The sequence below is a fragment of the Streptomyces sp. UG1 genome (genome assembly GCF_049974585.1).
GTDB lineage: Bacteria > Actinomycetota > Actinomycetes > Streptomycetales > Streptomycetaceae > Streptomyces.
This window is the reverse complement of sequence record NZ_JBNGGG010000031.1, coordinates 56,985-74,233: the sequence shown is the minus strand read 5'-3', so window position 1 is coordinate 74,233 and position 17,249 is coordinate 56,985. Positions and strand designations below refer to the sequence as shown.

At 72.0% G+C, this 17,249-nt stretch carries 19 protein-coding genes; 10 read left to right on the top strand and 9 right to left on the bottom strand.

From position 1 onward, the window contains the following. The first annotated feature begins 48 nt into the window (after nt 1-48). The 7 genes from ACP4J3_RS31305 to ACP4J3_RS31275 are packed head-to-tail and all read left to right on the top strand — an operon-like array spanning nt 49 to nt 6,998. Entirely contained in the window at nt 49-741 is a 693-nt protein-coding gene (locus tag ACP4J3_RS31305; protein WP_426539451.1) for a helix-turn-helix domain-containing protein, read from the top strand. 52 nt (nt 742-793) lie between these two features. Next, the gene (locus tag ACP4J3_RS31300) at nt 794-2,119 is read left to right on the top strand and encodes a M24 family metallopeptidase (RefSeq protein WP_426539450.1); all 1,326 of its coding nucleotides are present in this window, start codon (nt 794-796) and stop codon (nt 2,117-2,119) included. Continuing rightward, a complete protein-coding gene (locus tag ACP4J3_RS31295) occupies nt 2,119-3,096 on the top strand; it encodes a thiamine pyrophosphate-dependent dehydrogenase E1 component subunit alpha (protein WP_426539449.1) in 978 nt (325 codons plus the stop codon). The genes ACP4J3_RS31300 and ACP4J3_RS31295 overlap by 1 nt, the downstream gene beginning before the upstream one ends. Further along, entirely contained in the window at nt 3,084-4,064 is a 981-nt protein-coding gene (locus ACP4J3_RS31290; protein ID WP_426539448.1) for an alpha-ketoacid dehydrogenase subunit beta, read from the top strand. Before ACP4J3_RS31295 ends, ACP4J3_RS31290 begins: the two co-directional genes overlap by 13 nt. 20 nt (nt 4,065-4,084) lie before the next feature. Continuing rightward, a complete protein-coding gene (locus ACP4J3_RS31285) occupies nt 4,085-5,437 on the top strand; it encodes an amidohydrolase family protein (protein ID WP_426539447.1) in 1,353 nt (450 codons plus the stop codon). Further along, nucleotides 5,434-6,309, top strand: a complete 876-nt coding sequence (locus ACP4J3_RS31280) for a cupin domain-containing protein (protein WP_426539446.1) — start codon at nt 5,434-5,436, stop codon at nt 6,307-6,309. The genes ACP4J3_RS31285 and ACP4J3_RS31280 overlap by 4 nt, the downstream gene beginning before the upstream one ends. After that, nucleotides 6,306-6,998: an SDR family oxidoreductase gene (locus tag ACP4J3_RS31275; protein WP_426539444.1), complete on the top strand. Its 693-nt coding sequence runs from the start codon at nt 6,306-6,308 to the stop codon at nt 6,996-6,998. The genes ACP4J3_RS31280 and ACP4J3_RS31275 overlap by 4 nt, the downstream gene beginning before the upstream one ends. A 12-nt stretch (nt 6,999-7,010) precedes the next feature. On the opposite strand, the gene ACP4J3_RS31270 is transcribed toward ACP4J3_RS31275, so the two are convergent. From ACP4J3_RS31270 to ACP4J3_RS31250, 5 genes are all read right to left on the bottom strand, one after another. Next, on the bottom strand, nt 7,011-7,811 hold the full coding sequence (locus tag ACP4J3_RS31270; RefSeq protein ID WP_426539443.1) for an SAM-dependent methyltransferase: 801 nt from the start codon (nt 7,809-7,811) through the stop codon (nt 7,011-7,013). A gap of 49 nt (nt 7,812-7,860) precedes the next feature. Further along, nucleotides 7,861-8,508: an endonuclease gene (locus ACP4J3_RS31265; protein ID WP_426539441.1), complete on the bottom strand. Its 648-nt coding sequence runs from the start codon at nt 8,506-8,508 to the stop codon at nt 7,861-7,863. Continuing rightward, nucleotides 8,505-8,837, bottom strand: a complete 333-nt coding sequence (locus ACP4J3_RS31260) for a DUF3140 domain-containing protein (protein ID WP_426539440.1) — start codon at nt 8,835-8,837, stop codon at nt 8,505-8,507. The genes ACP4J3_RS31265 and ACP4J3_RS31260 overlap by 4 nt, the downstream gene beginning before the upstream one ends. A gap of 64 nt (nt 8,838-8,901) precedes the next feature. After that, the gene (locus ACP4J3_RS31255; protein WP_426539439.1) at nt 8,902-9,384 is read right to left on the bottom strand and encodes a Dps family protein; all 483 of its coding nucleotides are present in this window, start codon (nt 9,382-9,384) and stop codon (nt 8,902-8,904) included. A 109-nt stretch (nt 9,385-9,493) separates the two neighbouring features. Continuing rightward, complete coding sequence (locus ACP4J3_RS31250; protein ID WP_426539438.1) at nt 9,494-10,303, bottom strand: alpha/beta hydrolase; 810 nt, start codon at nt 10,301-10,303, stop codon at nt 9,494-9,496. 150 nt (nt 10,304-10,453) lie between these two features. Here ACP4J3_RS31250 and ACP4J3_RS31245 point away from each other — a divergent pair, with 150 nt between their 5' ends. Continuing rightward, nucleotides 10,454-11,641, top strand: a complete 1,188-nt coding sequence (locus tag ACP4J3_RS31245; RefSeq protein ID WP_426539437.1) for a thiolase family protein — start codon at nt 10,454-10,456, stop codon at nt 11,639-11,641. Nucleotides 11,642-11,707: 66 nt separating this feature from the next. After that, nucleotides 11,708-12,481, top strand: a complete 774-nt coding sequence (locus ACP4J3_RS31240; RefSeq protein ID WP_426539436.1) for a sulfite exporter TauE/SafE family protein — start codon at nt 11,708-11,710, stop codon at nt 12,479-12,481. Here the strand turns inward: ACP4J3_RS31240 and ACP4J3_RS31235 are convergent. Both ACP4J3_RS31235 and ACP4J3_RS31230 read right to left on the bottom strand, forming a co-directional pair. Continuing rightward, nucleotides 12,467-13,276, bottom strand: coding sequence for an HAD-IIA family hydrolase (locus ACP4J3_RS31235; protein WP_426539435.1), 810 nt, complete (start codon nt 13,274-13,276; stop codon nt 12,467-12,469). The genes ACP4J3_RS31240 and ACP4J3_RS31235 overlap by 15 nt on opposite strands. A gap of 69 nt (nt 13,277-13,345) precedes the next feature. Then, nucleotides 13,346-14,788 carry a hypothetical protein gene (locus tag ACP4J3_RS31230; RefSeq protein ID WP_426539542.1) on the bottom strand — a complete coding sequence of 481 codons (1,443 nt, stop codon included), beginning with the start codon at nt 14,786-14,788 and terminating at the stop codon, nt 13,346-13,348. Nucleotides 14,789-15,064: 276 nt separating this feature from the next. On the opposite strand from ACP4J3_RS31230, the gene ACP4J3_RS31225 reads away from it, so the two are divergent. After that, nucleotides 15,065-15,808: a cobalt-precorrin-6A reductase gene (locus ACP4J3_RS31225; protein ID WP_426539434.1), complete on the top strand. Its 744-nt coding sequence runs from the start codon at nt 15,065-15,067 to the stop codon at nt 15,806-15,808. A gap of 40 nt (nt 15,809-15,848) precedes the next feature. Here the strand turns inward: ACP4J3_RS31225 and cobF are convergent, their stop codons facing one another. Then, complete coding sequence (gene cobF, locus ACP4J3_RS31220) at nt 15,849-16,622, bottom strand: precorrin-6A synthase (deacetylating) (RefSeq protein ID WP_426539433.1); 774 nt, start codon at nt 16,620-16,622, stop codon at nt 15,849-15,851. Between the two features lie 69 nt (nt 16,623-16,691). After that, nucleotides 16,692-17,216, bottom strand: a complete 525-nt coding sequence (locus tag ACP4J3_RS31215; protein WP_426539432.1) for a DUF309 domain-containing protein — start codon at nt 17,214-17,216, stop codon at nt 16,692-16,694. Between the last annotated feature and the right edge of the window lie 33 nt (nt 17,217-17,249).

Genomic DNA, 17,249 nt, shown 5'->3' with positions numbered 1-17,249 from the left:
ATGGGAGCGAACGCTGCCCGTTCCCACCGCCCGGAGAGGAGCCGCCCCATGCCTCCCGCCGCCGTCCCACCCGTCGGTGAGCGCATCCGGCAGGCACGCCTGCGGCATGGGACGAGCCTGCGCGGGCTCGCCCGCGAGATCGGCGTGTCGGCGAGCCTCATCTCCCAGATCGAGAACGGCAAGAGCCAGCCCTCGGTCAGCACCCTGTACGCGATCACGACGGCCCTCGGCATCTCCATCGAGGCGCTCTTCGACGCGGTCGAGACCACGGCCGCCGCATCCCCGGTGGCGACACCCGGCGCAGCGACCGGCACAGCTCCCGGCAGCGCCCCCGGCACCGTCCTGCATGCCCTGGCCGCCTTCGCCGCCGACCCCGGCCGCCGCATCGGCCCGCTGGTCACGCCGGACGGGCGCGAGGTGCTGGAGCTGGACTCGGGTGTGGTGTGGGAGCGTCTCGGCCATGTTCCGGGCACCCCCGTCGACTTTCTGCAGGTGACCTACCGGCCCGGCGGCTCCTCCTCCAGCTCCGGCGGCCTCATGCGCCATGCCGGCACCGAGTACGGCTGTCTGACCTCGGGCGAGCTGATCCTCACCCTCGGTTTCGACGAGTACACGCTGCGCCCGGGCGACGCGGTCTGCTTCGAGTCGACGACCCCGCACTGCTACCGCAACGATGGAGACGTACCGGCCATCGGTACCTGGTTCGTGTTCACCGAGATGTTCAGTGAAGATGTTCAGTGACACTTGACACCCGCCCCGGACAGTCGTTGACTCCGCAGTGGGGGTGGTCGCCATGGCGATCCGCACATTCGGACCCAATGCCGTCGACTGGGAAGAGCGCGTCGACCTGGACCGGCTGCGCAGGCAGCGGCTGGCCCGCCTCAACGAGACCCTGAACCGCTCCGAGCTGGGCGCCGTGCTCAGCTTCGACTTCGCCAACATCCGCTACATGACCGCCACGCACATCGGCACCTGGGCGATGGACAAGCTGATCCGCTTCGCCCTGCTGGTGCGCGGCGGCGAACCCATCGTCTGGGACTTCGGCTCCGCCGCCCGTCACCACCAGCTCTACAACCCGTGGCTCGACTACAGCGACGGCAAGGAGGGCCCGCCCACTGGCGCCCGCGCCGGCATCTCCACACTCCGCGGCGCCTTCCACCCGGACGCCGGCATCGCCCAGGACGTCGCCGCCAAGATCGCCACCGAGCTGCGCGAGCACGGCCTGGCCGGCGAGCCGCTCGGCATCGACGTCGCCGAGATGCCGATCCTGACCGCCCTGCGCGCCGAGGGCATCGACGTGGTCGACGGCCAGCAGGTCTTCCTGGAGGCCCGCCGCATCAAGACCTCGGACGAGATCTCCCTGCTCACCCAGGCCTGCGCGATGGTGGACGCCGCCTACGAGGAGCTGTACGGCTATCTGCGCCCCGGCGTGCGCGAGAACGAGTGCGTCGGAGTGGTCAGCAAGGTGCTGTACGACCTCGGCAGCGAGTACGTCGAGGGCGTCAACGCGATCTCCGGCGAGCGCTGTTCACCCCACCCGCACGTCTACAGCGACCGTCTGATCCGCCCCGGCGACCCGGCCTTCTTCGACATCCTGCACAGCCACCTCGGCTACCGCACCTGCTACTACCGCACCTTCGCCGTCGGCAGCGCCTCCAGCGCCCAGCGCGACGCCTACGTCCGCTGCCGCGAGTACATGGACCGGGCCATCGCCCTGGTCCGGCCCGGCGCCACCACGGCCGACATCGTCCAGGTCTGGCCGCGCGCCGAGGAGTTCGGCTTCGCCGACGAGACGGCCGCGTTCGCGCTGCAGTACGGCCATGGGGTGGGCCTGTCCATCTGGGAGAAGCCGATCTTCAGCCGACTGGTCTCCCTCGACCACCCCGAGGTCCTCGAAGAGGGCATGGTGTTCGCCCTGGAGACGTACTGGCCGGCCGCCGACGGCTGGTCCGCCGCCCGTATCGAGGAGGAGGTCGTCGTCACCGCCGACGGGTGCGAGGTCATCACCAAGTTCCCCGCCGAGGAACTGCTGGTCGCCGGCCGCAAGTACTGGACCGTCGGCGGCGAGCTCAACACCCGGCGCGAGGCGCAGTCCCACCTGAACACCGGGACGCCGTGATGGACCCGGCCGCCCTCCTCGCCGCCTACGAGCAGATGACCGTCATCCGCCGTACCGAGAAGGCCGCCCACGACCTGTTCCTCCAGGGCCTGGTCAAGGGCACCACCCACCTCGCCGCCGGACACGAGGCCATCGCCGTCGGCGCGAGCGCCGCCCTGCGCCCCGACGACTACGTCTTCGCCACGTACCGCGGCCACCATCACGCGATGGCGCGGGGCGCCACCCCCGAGGAGTGCCTGGCCGAACTCATGAGCCGGGCCACCGGGCTGTGCAAGGCCAAGGGCGGTTCCATGCACCTGACGAAGGCCTCCACCGGCATGCTCGGCTCCTACGCCATCGTCGGCGCCCACCTCCCGATGGCGGCCGGCGCCGCCTGGTCGGCCAAGCTGCGCGGCACCGGCCAGATCGCGGTGGCCTTCTTCGGCGACGGCGCCACCAACATCGGCGCCTTCCACGAGGCGCTGAACCTGGCGGCCGTATGGAAGCTGCCGGTGCTGTTCGTCTGCGAGAACAACCTGTACATGGAGTACACGCCGATCGCCGACGTCACGGCCGTGCCCAGGCCCGCCGCCGACCGGGCGCCCGCCTACGGCGTCCCGGGCGAGGTGGTGGACGGCAACGACGTCATCGCCGTCCAGGAGACGGTGGCCCGGCTCGCGGCGCGCGCCCGGGCAGGGGACGGGCCGGCACTGCTGGAGGCGCAGACCTACCGGCACTTCGGGCACAGCCGCGCCGACCCGGCGACCTACCGACCGGCCGAGGAGGTCGAACGCTGGCTGAAACACGACCCGTTGGACGTGGCGCGGGGGCAACTGGTCGAGATGGGTGTGGCCGAGGCCGTGGTCGGTGAGGCGGACGAGCGCGCGACGGCCGTGGTGCGCAAGGCCGTCGAGGCCGCCAAGGCCGCTCCGCCCGCCGATCCGGACGAGGCACTGACCGACGTATGGGCCGACGGAGGTGCGGCGTGGCGGACGTGATCAGCTACCGGGAAGCGGTCGCCGAGGGCATCGCGCGCGAGATGCGGCGCGACCCGTCCGTCGTCTGCCTGGGCGAGGACATCGGAGAGGCGGGCGGGGTGTTCAAGACGACCGTCGGGCTGTTCAAGGAGTTCGGGCCGCAGCGGGTCTGGGACACGCCGATCTCCGAGCAGGCCATCGTGGGGGCCGCCATGGGCGCCGCGATGACCGGGATGCGGCCCGTGGCCGAGATCATGTTCTCCGACTTCCTGGCCTGCTGCTGGGACTACCTCGCCAACGAGATCCCCAAGGTGCGGTACATGACGGGCGGCCAGGTCACCGTCCCGCTCGTGGTGCGCACCGCCAACGGCGGCGGGCTCGGCTTCGGCGCCCAGCACTCCCAGGCCACCGAGAACTGGGCGTTGACCGTGCCCGGCCTGAAGATCGCCGCACCCGCGACGCCCGCCGACGTGATCGGCATGATGGCGGCCGCGATCCGCAGCGACGACCCGGTGGTCTTCTTCGAGCACAAGGGGCTCCTCGCATCCAAGGGCACGCCCCCGCCCCCGGACCACGTCGTCGAACTGGGCCGGGCCGCCGTCGTCCGCGAGGGCGCCGACGTCACCCTCGTCGCGCTGGCCTCGATGGTGCCCCTCGCGCTGAAGGCGGCCGAGCTGCTGTCCGGCGAGGGCATCGAGGCCGAGGTCGTCGACCTGCGCTGTCTGGTGCCGCTGGACGTCACCACCGTGCTCACCTCGCTCGGGCGGACCTCGCGTCTCGTCACCGTCGAGGAGAACCCGTACCAGGGCGGCTGGGGCGCGACACTCGTCTCGGTCGTCGCCGACGAGGGGTTCGACCTGCTGGACGCGCCGGTCCGACGGGTGGCCGGGGACTGTGTCCCGCTGCCGTTCGCCGACGCGCTGGAGGAGCGCGTGATCCCCACTGTCGAGAAGGTCGTGGCGACCGTGCGCGGACTCGCCGCCTACTGAACACCATGGGAGGAAGAGCGATGCCCCATCGGATACTCCTGCGAGGCGGTCACGTACTGTCGATGGATCCCGACATCGGGGACCTGCCCCAGGGGGACGTCCTCATCGAGGACGGGAGGATCGCCGCGGTGCGGCCCGAGATCGGCGCCGACGCGGACGTGCTCGACATGACCGGCCGGATCGTGATCCCCGGCTTCGTCGACACCCACCGGCACACCTGGGAGGCGCCCATCCGAAACGTCGCCCCGGACGCCACGCTGGACGACTACTTCGTCGACATCCTCGACACCTTCGCACCGCTGTACACCCCCGAGGACGTGTACGCCGCCAACCTCGCCGGATCCCTGGAGTGCCTGAACGCCGGCATCACGACCCTCGTCGACTGGTCGCACATCAACAACACGCCCGCCCACCCGGACGCCGCGATCCAGGGCCTCAAGGAGAGCGGCATCCGCGCCCAGTACGCCTACGGCAGCGCCAACACCTCGCTCGCCGACTACTGGTTCGAGAGCAAGATCGCGATGCCGGGCGACGACGTACGACGGATCCGCGACAGCTACTTCGCCTCGGACGACGGTCTGCTGACCATGGCCCTGGCCACCCGCGGCCCCGGCTTCTGCGTCAACGACGTCGTCACGGCCGAGTGGGCCCTCGCCCGCGAACTGGACCTCCCGATCACCGTGCATGTAGCGATGGGCCGGCTGGCGGGCCGCTTCGGAATGGTCAAGCAGCTGGGCGACATGGGACTCCTCGGCCCCGACACCACCTACATCCACTGCTGCTACCTCCACGAGGACGAGTGGCAGATGGTCGCCGACAGCGGCGGTACGGTCTCGATCGCGCCGCAGGTCGAGCTGCAGATGGGGCACGGCTGGCCGCCCGTGATGCAGGCCGTCGAGCACGGGCTGCGGCCGTCCCTGAGCATCGACGTCGTCACCACCGTGCCGGGCGACATGTTCACCCAGATCCGCGCGGCCTTCGGCGCCGAGCGCGCCCGCGTCAACGCCGACTGCTGGAAGGCCAACATGCCCGTGCCCGACACCATGCTGACGGCCCGGCAGTTGCTGGAGATGGCCACGCTCAACGGCGCCCACGTCGCGGGCCTCGAGGGCCGCACCGGCTCCCTGACCCCCGGCAAGCGCGCCGACGTCGTCGCCGTCGACGCCACCGCGCTCAACGTCGCCCCCGTGCACGACGCGGCCGCCGCGGTGACCCTCTCGGCCGACGTCTCCAACGTCGAGACGGTGATCGTCGACGGCGTGATCCACAAGCGCGACGGCAGGCTGGTCGCGGACGTCGACCGGGCCCGGCGACTGGTCCAGGAGTCCCGCGACCGGCTCCTGTCCGCGAAGGAGGCGAAGCGCGCGGCATGACCCGACACCTGGTGCGCCTCGCCGCCGACGTCCCGGAGCCGCCGTACGACGAACTCGGTCACCGGCGGCGGGAGTTGGTCGGCGAGGGCGACGGCAGTGTGCACACCGGCTTCGGGCTGTGCGAGATACGGCCCGAGGGCCGGGTCGGCGCGCATGTGCACTCGTACGAGGAGAGCTTCCATGTGCTCGACGGGGCCGTGATCCTCGATGTGCCCGAGGGGTCGTACCGCCTCGAAGAGGGCGACTACGGCCTCCTGCCGACCGGCGTCCCGCACTCCTGGCGGGGCGCCGGGGACACGGGCGGGCGCTGGGCCGACATGCTCGCCCCGGTACCGCGGGCACGCTACGGGTACGACACCCAGGCGGTGCCCGAGCTGCCCCGCGGGGAGCCCGTGCGCATCGACGTCCGCGATCCGCGCACCCGGTCCTTCGGCCACTTCGAGCCCGCGCAGATGGACCCCGGCAAGCAGTCGCAGGACCTGCTCGCGGTGTCGGCGAGCATGCGGACCGCGCTGCTCGTGTACAGCGGGATCACCGTGAAGATGATGGTGGACAGCGACCTCGGCGCGGTCGCCTCGACCATGTTCATGGTGCAGTACGACCCCGACGGCATCGCGGGCAGCCACGACCACCCCTTCGAGGAGACGTATCTGATCCTCGAAGGGCTGGTCGACGCCACCTTCGACGGTGAGCGGTACCGGCTCGGGCCCGGCGACGTCGCCTGGGCCGGCGCGGGGTGCGTCCATGGCTTCTCCAACGCGGGGGAGGGGCCCGTGCGCTGGCTGGAGACACAGGCGCCGCAGCCGCCGCCGCGGCACTCGTACCGGTTCACGCGGGACTGGGACTATCTGAGGGAGGCCCTGGACTCATGAGCAGTGTCCTTGTGGTGGGCGGCACGTCAGGGATCGGCCGCGAGTTCGCGCGCTTGCGTGCTCAGCGGGGCGACGAGGTGGTCCTCACCGGCCGGGACGCCCATCGCGCCGACACGGTCGCCAAGGAGATCGGCGCCCGCCAGGGCCTCGCCCTCGACCTCGCCCGGCCGCGGGAGATCGCCGCCGCGCTGGCCGGCGTCGGGCGCGTGGACCATCTGGTGATCGCGGGCGTCTCACGGGACGAGAACCGCGTCGCCGAGTACGACATCGACGCCGCCCTGCGCCTGGTCACGCTCAAGCTCGTCGGCTACACCGAGGTCGTGCACGCGCTGGGCCAGCGGCTGCACGAGGACAGCGCGATCGTGCTGTTCGGCGGCCAGGCCAAGGAGCGCCCCTACCCGGGGGCGACGACGGTGGCGACGGTCAACGCGGGGGTGCGCGGTCTGGTGAACACCCTCGCCGTCGAGCTGGCGCCCGTGCGGGTCAACGCCGTGCATCCCGGGGTCGTGGGGGACAGCCCGTACTGGGCGGGGAAGCCGGAGGAGGTGCTGGCCGGACTGCGCGCCAGGACGCCCAGCGGGCGGCTCGCCACGATGGCCGATGTCGTGGACGCGGTGGACTTCCTGCTGCGCAACCGGTCCGTCAACGCCGTCGAACTCACCGTGGACGGCGGGTGGATGCTGGGCTGAGCGGGGCGTTGATCAGCGCTTGATGCCGACCGCGCCGTACAGCGACACAAGTCCTTCCTGCTCCCCGTCCGCCGCGGGCCGCCAGTCCGACAGGGAGACCAGGCCGGGGTCCAGCAGGTCGAGTCCCTTGAAGAAGCGGCCCATCTCGGTGTGGGAGCGCGCCACGAGCGTCACCCCGCTCGCCGTGTAGGCGGCGATGCCCCGACGGACGTTGTCCGGGTCGAAGTCCGCCGTCATCGCCGACAGCACCAGGCAGCTGCCCGGCGCCAGCGCGCCGACCAGCGTGTCCACCAGCTCATGGGCGCCGTCGTCGTCCGCGATGAAGTGCAGGAGCGCGATCAGCGACAGGGCGACGGGCCGGTCGAAGTCGAGGACGGACGCGGCCTGTTCGAGGATCCGCCGCGGTTCACGCGCATCGGCCTGCACATACTCCGTCACCCCCTGCGGAGCCCCGCGGAGCAGGGCCGCCGCGTGAGCGAGCACGATCGGGTCGTTGTCGACGTACACCACCCGCGCGTCCGGCACGACGGACTGGGCGATCTGGTGCAGGTTCGGCTCGGTCGGAATGCCGGAACCGACGTCGAGGAACTGGCGGATTCCCGTCTCCCGCACGACCGCCCGCGTGGCCCGTTCCATGAACCGGCGGTTGGCCCGCGCATGCCGTGGCGCGTCGCCCTGCATCGCGGTGATCTGCCGCCCGAGTTCCTCGTCGACGGGGTAGTTGTCCTTGCCGCCGAGGAACCAGTCGTACACCCTGGCCGGATGCGGCCGGCTCGTGTCGATACGCGGTACGGCCGACTCGGTCCCGGTCACGCAGGCCTCCTGTGCTCGACGACGCGCTCGCCCGAGCAGTCTGTCACGATCATGAGGCCCGGCGGAGACTGTCTTCGGCCACCTCCTTGTCGAGCGAGGCCCGCACCAACGCGGCGGCGAGCACGGCCGGTTCGGTGTCCCCGGCCAGGTCCGTCAGCCGGTCCGGGTCCTTGGGCAGGCCCAGCCGCTGGGCCCCGGAGAGCGCCTTGTCGTCGAGGCGGGGCGCCACTTCGGGCCAGACCCGCTGGGCCTCGCGCAGGAAGATGTCGGCGCCGCCCGGTCCCATGCCGGGGAACTCCTGCAGCAGCCGGCGCAGTTCATCGACGTCGCCGTCCGCCTCCTTGCGCAGCCGCCGCAGGTCGCCGCCCCACCGGTCGGTCAGCAACTCGGCGGCGTCGCCGAGCTGGGTGGCGGTGCGCTCGTCGTAGCGCCGGTAGCCGCCCCGGCCCAGCGCGTCCACCCGCTCCTGCCAGTCGGCGTCGGCCATCCGGCGCGGATCGCGCAGGCCCGCCTCGTACAGGGCGCGGGCGGTGGCGATGGCGACCGAGCCGCGGATGCGGGCGCTGAGCAGGTGCGCCAGGACCAGCAGCCGGTACAGCGGCTGCGGGGTGTCCTTCAGCGGGATGCCGGCCTCCTCGGCGAACGTCCGGCCGTGTGCCCGCACGAGTTCGCGTACGACGCGCCTGTCGTCGGTCATGGCTTGAGCGGGTCGTGGCCGATCGTCATCAACTGATGGCGACGGCGCGTCTGTTCGGCCTCGGGCTCGTTGTCGAGGTCCGCCTCGGCGGTGACGGTGTCCACCACGTCGTACATCACCTGGATGTCGTCGTCCGTGAGGTCCGTGCGCCGCTTCTGCAGGATCGCGAGGACGTGCTGCCCGGTCTGTGTGCCGGCCTGGTCGGGCAGCGGCTCGGTCTCCTCCTCCGCGTCGCTGACCCGCAGCCAGGCGGCCAGCTCCTGCGAGGTCATGTTCACCACGCGGTGGAAGTCCTCCCACAGCGCGTCGAGTTCGAGGGCGTCGGTCACGGTGTGCCCCTTCCCTGCGGGTGCGGCTCCGCTTCTGGCGTACGGCTCTTGGTGTACGGCCGTGTCACTCGCCGCGCGGCCAGTTCTCGGCGTCGAACATCCAGCGCTGCTTCTCCAGCTCGCGCGTGATGCCGATCAGCAGGTCCTGGGTCATCGGGTCCGGCTCGGCGGTGGCGTCGACCCGTTCGCGCAGCCGCCCGATGGCCGTCTCCAGCGTGTCCGCGATGAGCCGGACGACCTCGTCGTCGCGCATCCAGCCCTCCTTGGGGCCGGGCAGGGTGTAGGCCGCGGCGATGGTCTCCGGCCGGCCGTCGGGCGGCATGCCGAGGGCGGCGGAGCGTTCGGCGACCGTGTCGGCGTACGAGCGGGCCACCGAGACGACCTCGTCGAGCTGGAGGTGGATCGACCGGAACCGCGGGCCCACGATGTTCCAGTGCGCCTGCTTCCCGATCAGCGAGATGCCGAGAAGATCGACGAGGGTGCTCTGCAGGGCGTCTCCGGCGACCCGGCGAGCCGGTTCCGGGAGCGTGCTCTTGACCACGGTCATGGCGCTCCTCCTTCTGGCTTGGTCATGGCCGGTGGGGAGCGGTGCGGCACGGCACCCGTCCCCTGCGGGCGCGGGTGCCCAGGGCGAATCGGTGCAAACGCCGCATGTCTCAGTGGGTGAGTACGTCGTCCAGGAAGTGGATCAGGTCCGCGAAGACATCGGCCTTGTTCGTCTCGTGGAACACCTCGTGCCGCGCTCCGGGGTAGACGCACTCGGTCGAGTCGGCCCCGCGCAGTTCCTCGATGCCGACCCGGCTGCCGGCGAGCGGGACGAGCCGGTCGTCGTCGCCGTGCAGCCACAGCAGTGGCAGTCGCCCGATGTCGCCACCCTTGGACACGGTGTCCAGCATCCGGGCGAACGCCTCCACGGTCGGCCGCTTCATGGGCCCGTGCCAGACCAGCGGATCCTCGGCGTACGCCGCGCACACCTCGGGGTCGCGGGAGAGGGCGGCCGGGCTGATGGGCGTGTCGGGGATCTCGTCGAGGGCGAGCAGCCGCCGGGGCAGCTCCCAGTCGCCGATCACGGGCCCGGACAGCACCAGGGCGGCGAGCTCGTCGCCGTGCAGCTGTGCGTACCGTGCCGCGACGAGCCCGCCCATCGAGTGCCCGAGCAGCACGAGGGGCACGTCCGGATGCGCGGCCCGGGCCAGCCCGGCTGCGGCGTGCAGATCGGCGACCACGTCCTGAAAATCCTCGATCAGCACCCGCTCGCCCGCCGATCTCCCATGCCCGAGGTGATCCGGCCCGAACACGGCCGCGCCCTGCCCGACCAGCACATCCGCCACCTCGGCATAGCGGCCGACGTGCTCGCCGTAGCCGTGCACGACGAGTACGACACAGCGGGGCCGGGGATGGGGCCATTCGCGCACGGCGATCGACCCCCGGCTTCCGTCGAGGACGTGCTCACGCGACTCGGTCATGGCTCCTCCGGCTCGGGTCGGCTGCGGCGGTGCGGGTTCCCGCGGATCTTCCCAGGGTGCGCCAGGTCGGTCTATAGTCCAAAACTAGCGGTGCTAATTAAGAGAGTGTCGATTCAGGTCGAACCAAACGGCCCGGTCAGGAGTCCTGTCGTGCGTCCCGTCCACTTCGCGGCCGCCCGCCGCACCCCCCTCGGCAAGCTGCGCGGAGCCCTGTCGTCCGTACGGCCGGACGACCTCGCCGCGACCGTGATCAGGGACCTCGTCGCCGACGTCCCCGCACTGGACCCGGCGCGCGTCGACGACGTCTACTGGGGCGCCGCCAACCAGGCCGGCGAGGACAACCGCAACGTCGCCCGCATGGCCGCGCTGCTCGCCGGCCTCCCCGAGTCGGTTCCGGGCGCCACCGTCAACCGGCTGTGCGCGTCCGGCCTGGAGGCGGTGACGGCCGCCGCCCGCACCATCGCGGCCGGCGAGGCCGACATCGTGCTGGCCGGCGGCTCCGAGTCCATGAGCCGCGCCCCCTTCGTCCTGCCCCGCCCCGACGAGGCGCTGCCCCACCGCATGGAGACCTTCGACACCCGGCTCGGCTGGCGCCTGGTCAACCCGGCGATGAAGGAACTGCACGGCCTGCTGTCCATGGGCGAGACGGCCGAGGAGGTCGCCACCCGGTACGGCGTCGCACGCGAGCGGCAGGACGAGTTCGCGCTGCGCAGCCACCAACGGGCCGCCGAGGCCCGCAAGAACGGCCACTTCGACGACGAACTGCTGCCCGTCGAGCGCCCTGACGGCGTGCTGGTCGACAGCGACGAGTGCATCCGCGAGGACACCTCGTACGACAAGCTCTCCCGGCTCAAGCCGGTCTTCCGCGACGGCGGCACCGTCACCGCGGGCAACGCCTCGCCGATGAACGACGGCGCCGCCGGACTGCTCCTGGTCAGTGAGCAGGCCCTGAACGAACTGGGTCTGGAATCCCTCGGCCGCTACGTCGCCGGCGCCTCCGCAGGCGTCCACCCCGACGTGATGGGCATCGGCCCGGTCCCCGCCACCCGCAAGGTCCTGGCCCGCGCCGACTGGACGATCGGCGACCTCCAGGAGGCCGAGTTCAACGAGGCGTTCGCCGCCCAGGCACTCGCCTGCGTGGACGAACTCGGCATCGACCCCGAACTGGTCAACCCGAGCGGCGGCGCGATCGCGCTGGGCCACCCCCTGGGCTGCTCGGGCGCACGGATCCTCACGACGCTGCTGCACCGCATGCGCAGGACGGGGGCCGAGCGAGGACTGGCGACGATGTGCGTCGGGGTCGGGCAGGGCAGTGCCGTGCTGGTGGCACGGCACTAGCGATCTCCCGACTGGCGAGACGCGCCTTACCAAGACCTGTTGTCTGCACATAGCATCGGTCTCCGCATGGACACGATGACGCTTTGGCACATAACAGGCTGGGAGTTCGCCGCGCTCGCCTTCGCGGCCCTGGTCGTCGGCTTCTCGAAAACGGCCGTGAGCGGGGCCAACACGGTGAGCCTGGCGATCTTCGCCGCGGTACTGCCCGCCCGCGCCTCCACCGGCGTACTGCTGCCGGTCCTGATCGCCGGCGATGTACTCGCCGTCCTCATCTACCGACGGCACGCCCACTGGCCCACCCTGTGGCGGCTGTTCCCCGCGGTCGCGGCCGGCGTCGTGTTCGGCACGCTGTTCCTGGTGTGGGCCGACGACGAGATCGTCCGTACATCCATCGGCGCGATCCTGCTGATGATGGCGGCCGTGACGGTCTGGCGCCGCCGTATGGCCGACAAGGAGGACGAGCCGGACGCGGTCACCACCCGGGCCGGCCGCGTCAAGGCCCGCTCCTACGGCGTCCTCGGCGGCTTCACCACGATGGTCGCCAACGCGGGCGGCCCCGTGATGTCGATGTACCTGCTGTCGGCCGGCTTCCGAAAGCTCGGCTTCCTGGGCACGTCCGCCTTCTTCTTCCTGATCGTCAACGTCTCCAAGGTGCCCTTCAGCGCCGGGCTCGGCCTGATCGACGGCCGCTCGCTCCTCCTCGACGCGGCACTCGTGCTCTTCGTCGTGCCCGGTGCCCTGCTCGGCACATGGGCCGTGGGCCGCATCAACCAGCGGCTGTTCGAGCAGCTCGTGATCGCGGCGACGGTCGTGGGCGGACTGCAGCTACTGCTGCGCTGACTCCCGCATTTCCGCCAGCAGGGCGGGCAGCTCGGCGAAGGAGTCGATCACATGGTCGGGGGTGCCGCTCGCGTCCCGGTGGGTCTCCGGCAGATACTTCCCGGTCCTGACCAGCACGCCCGTCACACCGGCGCGCTGAGCCGCCAGCACGTCGGACTCGATGTCGTCCCCGACCATCACCGCCTCCCCCGCCCCGGCCCCCACATGCGCCAGCGCCGCCTCGAAGAACGCGGCCGACGGCTTCCCGGTGATCTCCGCCGCGACCCGCGCGGCCTGCTCGAGGCCGGCCAGGAAGGCGCCGGTGTCGAGCTGCAACCCCTCATTCGTACGCCAGTACAGATTCCGGTGCATGGCCACCAGCCGGGCGCCGCGCTGGAGGTGTCCGAAGGCCCGGTTGAGCGCCGCGTAACCGAACTCGGGCCCGGCACCTCCCACGATCACGACGTCCGGCGCGGAGTCCCTGTCGTCCTCACCGACCAGGGGGATCCCTGCCAGGTCCTCCTCGATGTCCCCGCTGTTCAGCAGCGCACACCGCGCGCCCGGACAGTGCTCGGCGAGATACGCGGCCGTGACGGCGGGCGCGGTCAGGATGTCCTCGGCGGACACCGCAAACCCCGCGTCCGCCAGCGTGCGGGCGATCGACGCCCGCGTCCGGGAGGTGGTGTTGGTGACCAGCGCGACACCGAGCCCCGCCGCGCGGATCTCCCGCAACGCCTCCACCGTGCCGGGCAGCGGCTGCCACGACACGGTGAGAACTCCGTCGATGTCGATGAGGACGGCCCGTACGGATCCCATACCAGGACGATAACCACCGACCGGGCCGTCCCGCCCACGGGAGCAGTCCTCCGCCCACGGGAACGGTCCTCAGGGAGCGATCCCGACCCCCTCGATCCTGCTCCACTCCCGCTCCTGACCCGCCGTCATGGCCGGCCACCGCAGTCCGCCCGGCCGCGGCTCGACGCGGGAGGCGTACGGGCCCGGACGGAACCCGGGGTCGTAGAAGCAGCCCGTGCCGTACGTCGCGTCGAACGCCCCGCACGACGCCGCGACCGATCCGGGCGTCGGCTTCCTGCCCGTGCGCACCCACGCGTCCAGGGCCGCGATCGACGTGGCGTACTCGGCGTCGCTCAGCTCGCTGTGCTCGTGCTCCCGCGTGAACGTCTGCACCAGGTGCCCGTCCCGCCGGGCCCCCTGCAGCGTGGCCCGGTAGGCCGCCTCGTGCTCGACGAACGCCGTCGGGTCGTCGATGGCGTGCAGCGTCAGCACCGGGATCGAGACCTTGCCGGTGAGATCGCTGTCGTAGGACAGATCCCGTACGGCCGTGGGGTCGGGGGCGAACCGCTCGACGCCGGCGTTCAGGGCCTCGTCGTCATGCGACCCGGAGTAGCGGACGCCCTCGTTGCCGAAGGGATTACGGCCCCCTAGGCGCTCGTGCACGATGTCCCGGAACGTGAAGGTCGCGAACCGCAGATGCGACTCCAGGGCGCGCTCCGGGATCCGCGTGACCGCGAGGATGTCGTCGAGGTTGCGCTGCTGCGGCGCGGTCCGCTCCTGCGGCGGGGAGGCGTAGCCGGTGCACTCCTGGAGACGGGCGCGCAGCCCGGCGGACGTCATGGTCGAGCCGGCGCGCAGGCCCTGCCACAGCGGGTACTGCGGCTCGGTCGGACGGGGGTGGTTGCCGCAGTAGTACTGGTAGACGACGCGCAGATCGACCCGGTAGTCGTAGCCGCGCGAGCCACCGCCCAGGACGCCGTTGGTGAGCAGCGCCCCGTCGTACGCCCCGCGCTGCTCGCCGTAGGTCTCCACGACCTTCGCGGCGACGTTCCCGCCCCACGACTGGCCGTGCACATACGTCCGCCGCGGCTTGCCGAACGCGTCGACGAACAGTCGGCGCACGCTCTCCGTGTCGGCGGCGGCCATCCGCGTCCCGTAGCCGCCCCGGCGGTAGGACGAACCCGCCCAGGCGTAGCCCTCCTTCACCATCACCGACCAGCGGCCCAGGTCGCCGACGCTGCGGCCGGGGTCGGACTCCGCGCCGAGGCCGGGACCGCCGTGGGCGTGCACGACGAGGGAGCCGTTCCAGTCGTCGGGCAGGGCGATGGAGTAATAGGCGCCGTTGGCGTCCCGGCCGGTGTAGCAATCGGCCCTGCCGACCAGATCGGCGGGGCACTCGCCGAGGACCGGACCTGCCGTCGCCCCGCGGGCGTTGGAGGCGCCGACGAGGATGCCCACGGCGAGGGCACCGGCCAGCAGGGCGGCCAGGGTGGTACGCCACTGGGCCGGCGATGGGACGGTCCTGCGGATCATCGCGTGCGTTCTCGTCCAGTCCAAGACGCTGCTCCTCGTCCTCGGCGGCGCGTCGTCGAGCCGTGCGCCGCGATGCTAGGGAGCGGCGGGGCGAGGGACCACGATCCGATCGTTGTGTTCATACTGTTCGCCACAGGAGGGTCGAGACGTACAGGAGGGGGCAGAACTCGGGCACCGGCAAGCGTGTTTCGGGCACCACAGCGAGCCGCTCGGGCAAGCCGCCGCCATGCGAACCCGGCGTCCCGCTCCCCATGCCCCACCTCGTACGCTCGCCCCATGTCCCCCGACCACATCCTGATCCTCGGCGGCACCACCGAGGCCCGCGAACTCGCCGCCGCGCTCTCGGCGCACCCCGGCGTCCGCGTCACCACCTCGCTGGCGGGACGAGTGGCACGGCCGGGCGCGGTCGAGGGGGAGTCGCGCATCGGGGGCTTCGGCGGCGCGGAGGGCCTGGCCGACTGGCTGCGCGCGGAGCAAGTGGACTTCCTGATCGACGCCACACACCCCTTCGCCGCGTCGATCACGGCGAACGCGGTACGCGCCGCGAGGTCGACCGGCGTCCCGGCGGTGATCCTGCGCCGCCCCGGCTGGAGCCCGGCCCCGGGCGACCGCTGGCACGAGGCCGCCTCCCTCGCCGAGGCCGCGGCCCTACTGCCCGCCCTCGGCCACCGCGTCCTGCTGACCACCGGCCGCCTGGGCCTCGCGGCCTTCGCCCACCTGACCGACCTCCACTTCGTCGTACGCTCCGTCGACCCGCCCGAGCCACCCATGCCCCCGCACACCGAAGTGCTCCTGTCCCGCGGCCCGTTCACCCTCGCCGACGAGCTGTCCCTGCTCCGCGCGCACCGCATCGACGTCCTGGTCACCAAGAACAGCGGCGCGACCGGGACCTCCGCCAAACTCACAGCCGCCCGCCAACTCGCCCTCCCCGTCGTGCTCGTACGCCGCCCACCACTGCCGGAGGGCGTGGACGCGGTACCGGATGTGGCGGGGGTGCTGGAGCGGCTCGGCCTCGGGTGAGTCCGTGCGGGTGCCGTGCGACCGCCCCGGCGTGGTGTGCCTACCGCTCCCTCGGGTTCCGGCGCAGCAGATACGTGTCCATGATCCAGCCCTTGCGCTCCCGCGCCTCGGCACGCAGCCGCTCGATGCGGGGCCCGGCCTCGGCGAGCGGACCGGAGGCGAGGATCTCGTCCGGGGTGCCGATGTAGGCGCCCCAGTAGATGTCGATGTCCTCGTCGGCGTACCGCCGGAAGCTCTGGTGGGCATCGAGCATCACGACCACGTCGTCCACCCCCTCCGGGAAGCCCTCGGCCAGCCGCCGCCCCGTGGTGATCTGCACCGGCCCGGCGACCCGGTTCAGCCCCGTCCGATGCCGGGCGACGAGCGCGGAGACGCTGCTGATGCCCGGCACGACGTCGTACTCGAAGTCCACCGCGCCCTTGTCCAGCACCTCCTCCAGGATCCCGAGCGTGCTGTCGTACAGCGCGGGGTCACCCCACACCAGAAACGCACCGGTGTCGTCCTCGCCCAGTTCCTCGGCGATCAGCCGCTCGTAGATCCCGGCACGGGCACTGCGCCAGTCCCCGACGGCGGGCGAGTAGGCGGCACCCCCGGCCGACCGGTCCCGCTCCGGATCCCGGGCCTGGACGACCCGATACGTCCCCTCCGGTATGTGCGCGTCCAGCATGTCCCGGCGCAGCCCCGTGAGGTCCGCCTTCACCTCGCCCTTGTCGAGGATGAAGAACACGTCCGTACCACGCAGCGCCCTGACCGCCTGAAGCGTGAGCTGCTCGGGGTCGCCCGCCCCGATCCCGATGACATGAATCTTTCGCACGCCCCGAGTCTGCCCCACGCCACCGACAACGCGGCCACCGCGTCCCCGCAGGCCGCGCCCGGGACCCTGCTACGCCCGTCCCCGCAGCCTCGGTGCCCGCTCCCGCGCGTCCACGGCCGCCCCGCCACCGTCCTCCACGACCTCGGCCAGCTCCCGCGCCCACGCCACGAGCCCCGCGAGATCGATCCCGTACGGCCGCTCCCCGCCACCGCCGGCCGCCCACTCCTCCACGGCCCCGGCCCCCCGCCGCAGCAGCCTCGCCCCACCCGTCGCATTCCCCCGCGCCGCGTGCGTGAGCCCCACCGCGAGCTGCGCCAGCCCCCGCCACAGCGTTCGCTCCTGCTCCGGCCCCGACTTCCAGGCGTCCTCGAAGACCTCGTGCGCATGGAACGGCTTCCCCGCGTCCAGCAGTTCCTGCGCCTCGGCGACGGTCTCCTCCGGCGCGCGCACGACGCCCTCGGGCTGGCGGGCGACACCGTCCGCCCCGTACGGCAAGGGACGCCCGAGGCCGTCCCGGGGCCGTGCGCTGCGTGCCCGCCCCTCGCTGTCCCGGTCCCGCGCGACCGCCTGCTCTCCCGACGATGTGCTGCCCATACCCCCGATTGTCCATCGGCCCCGGCCCACGCC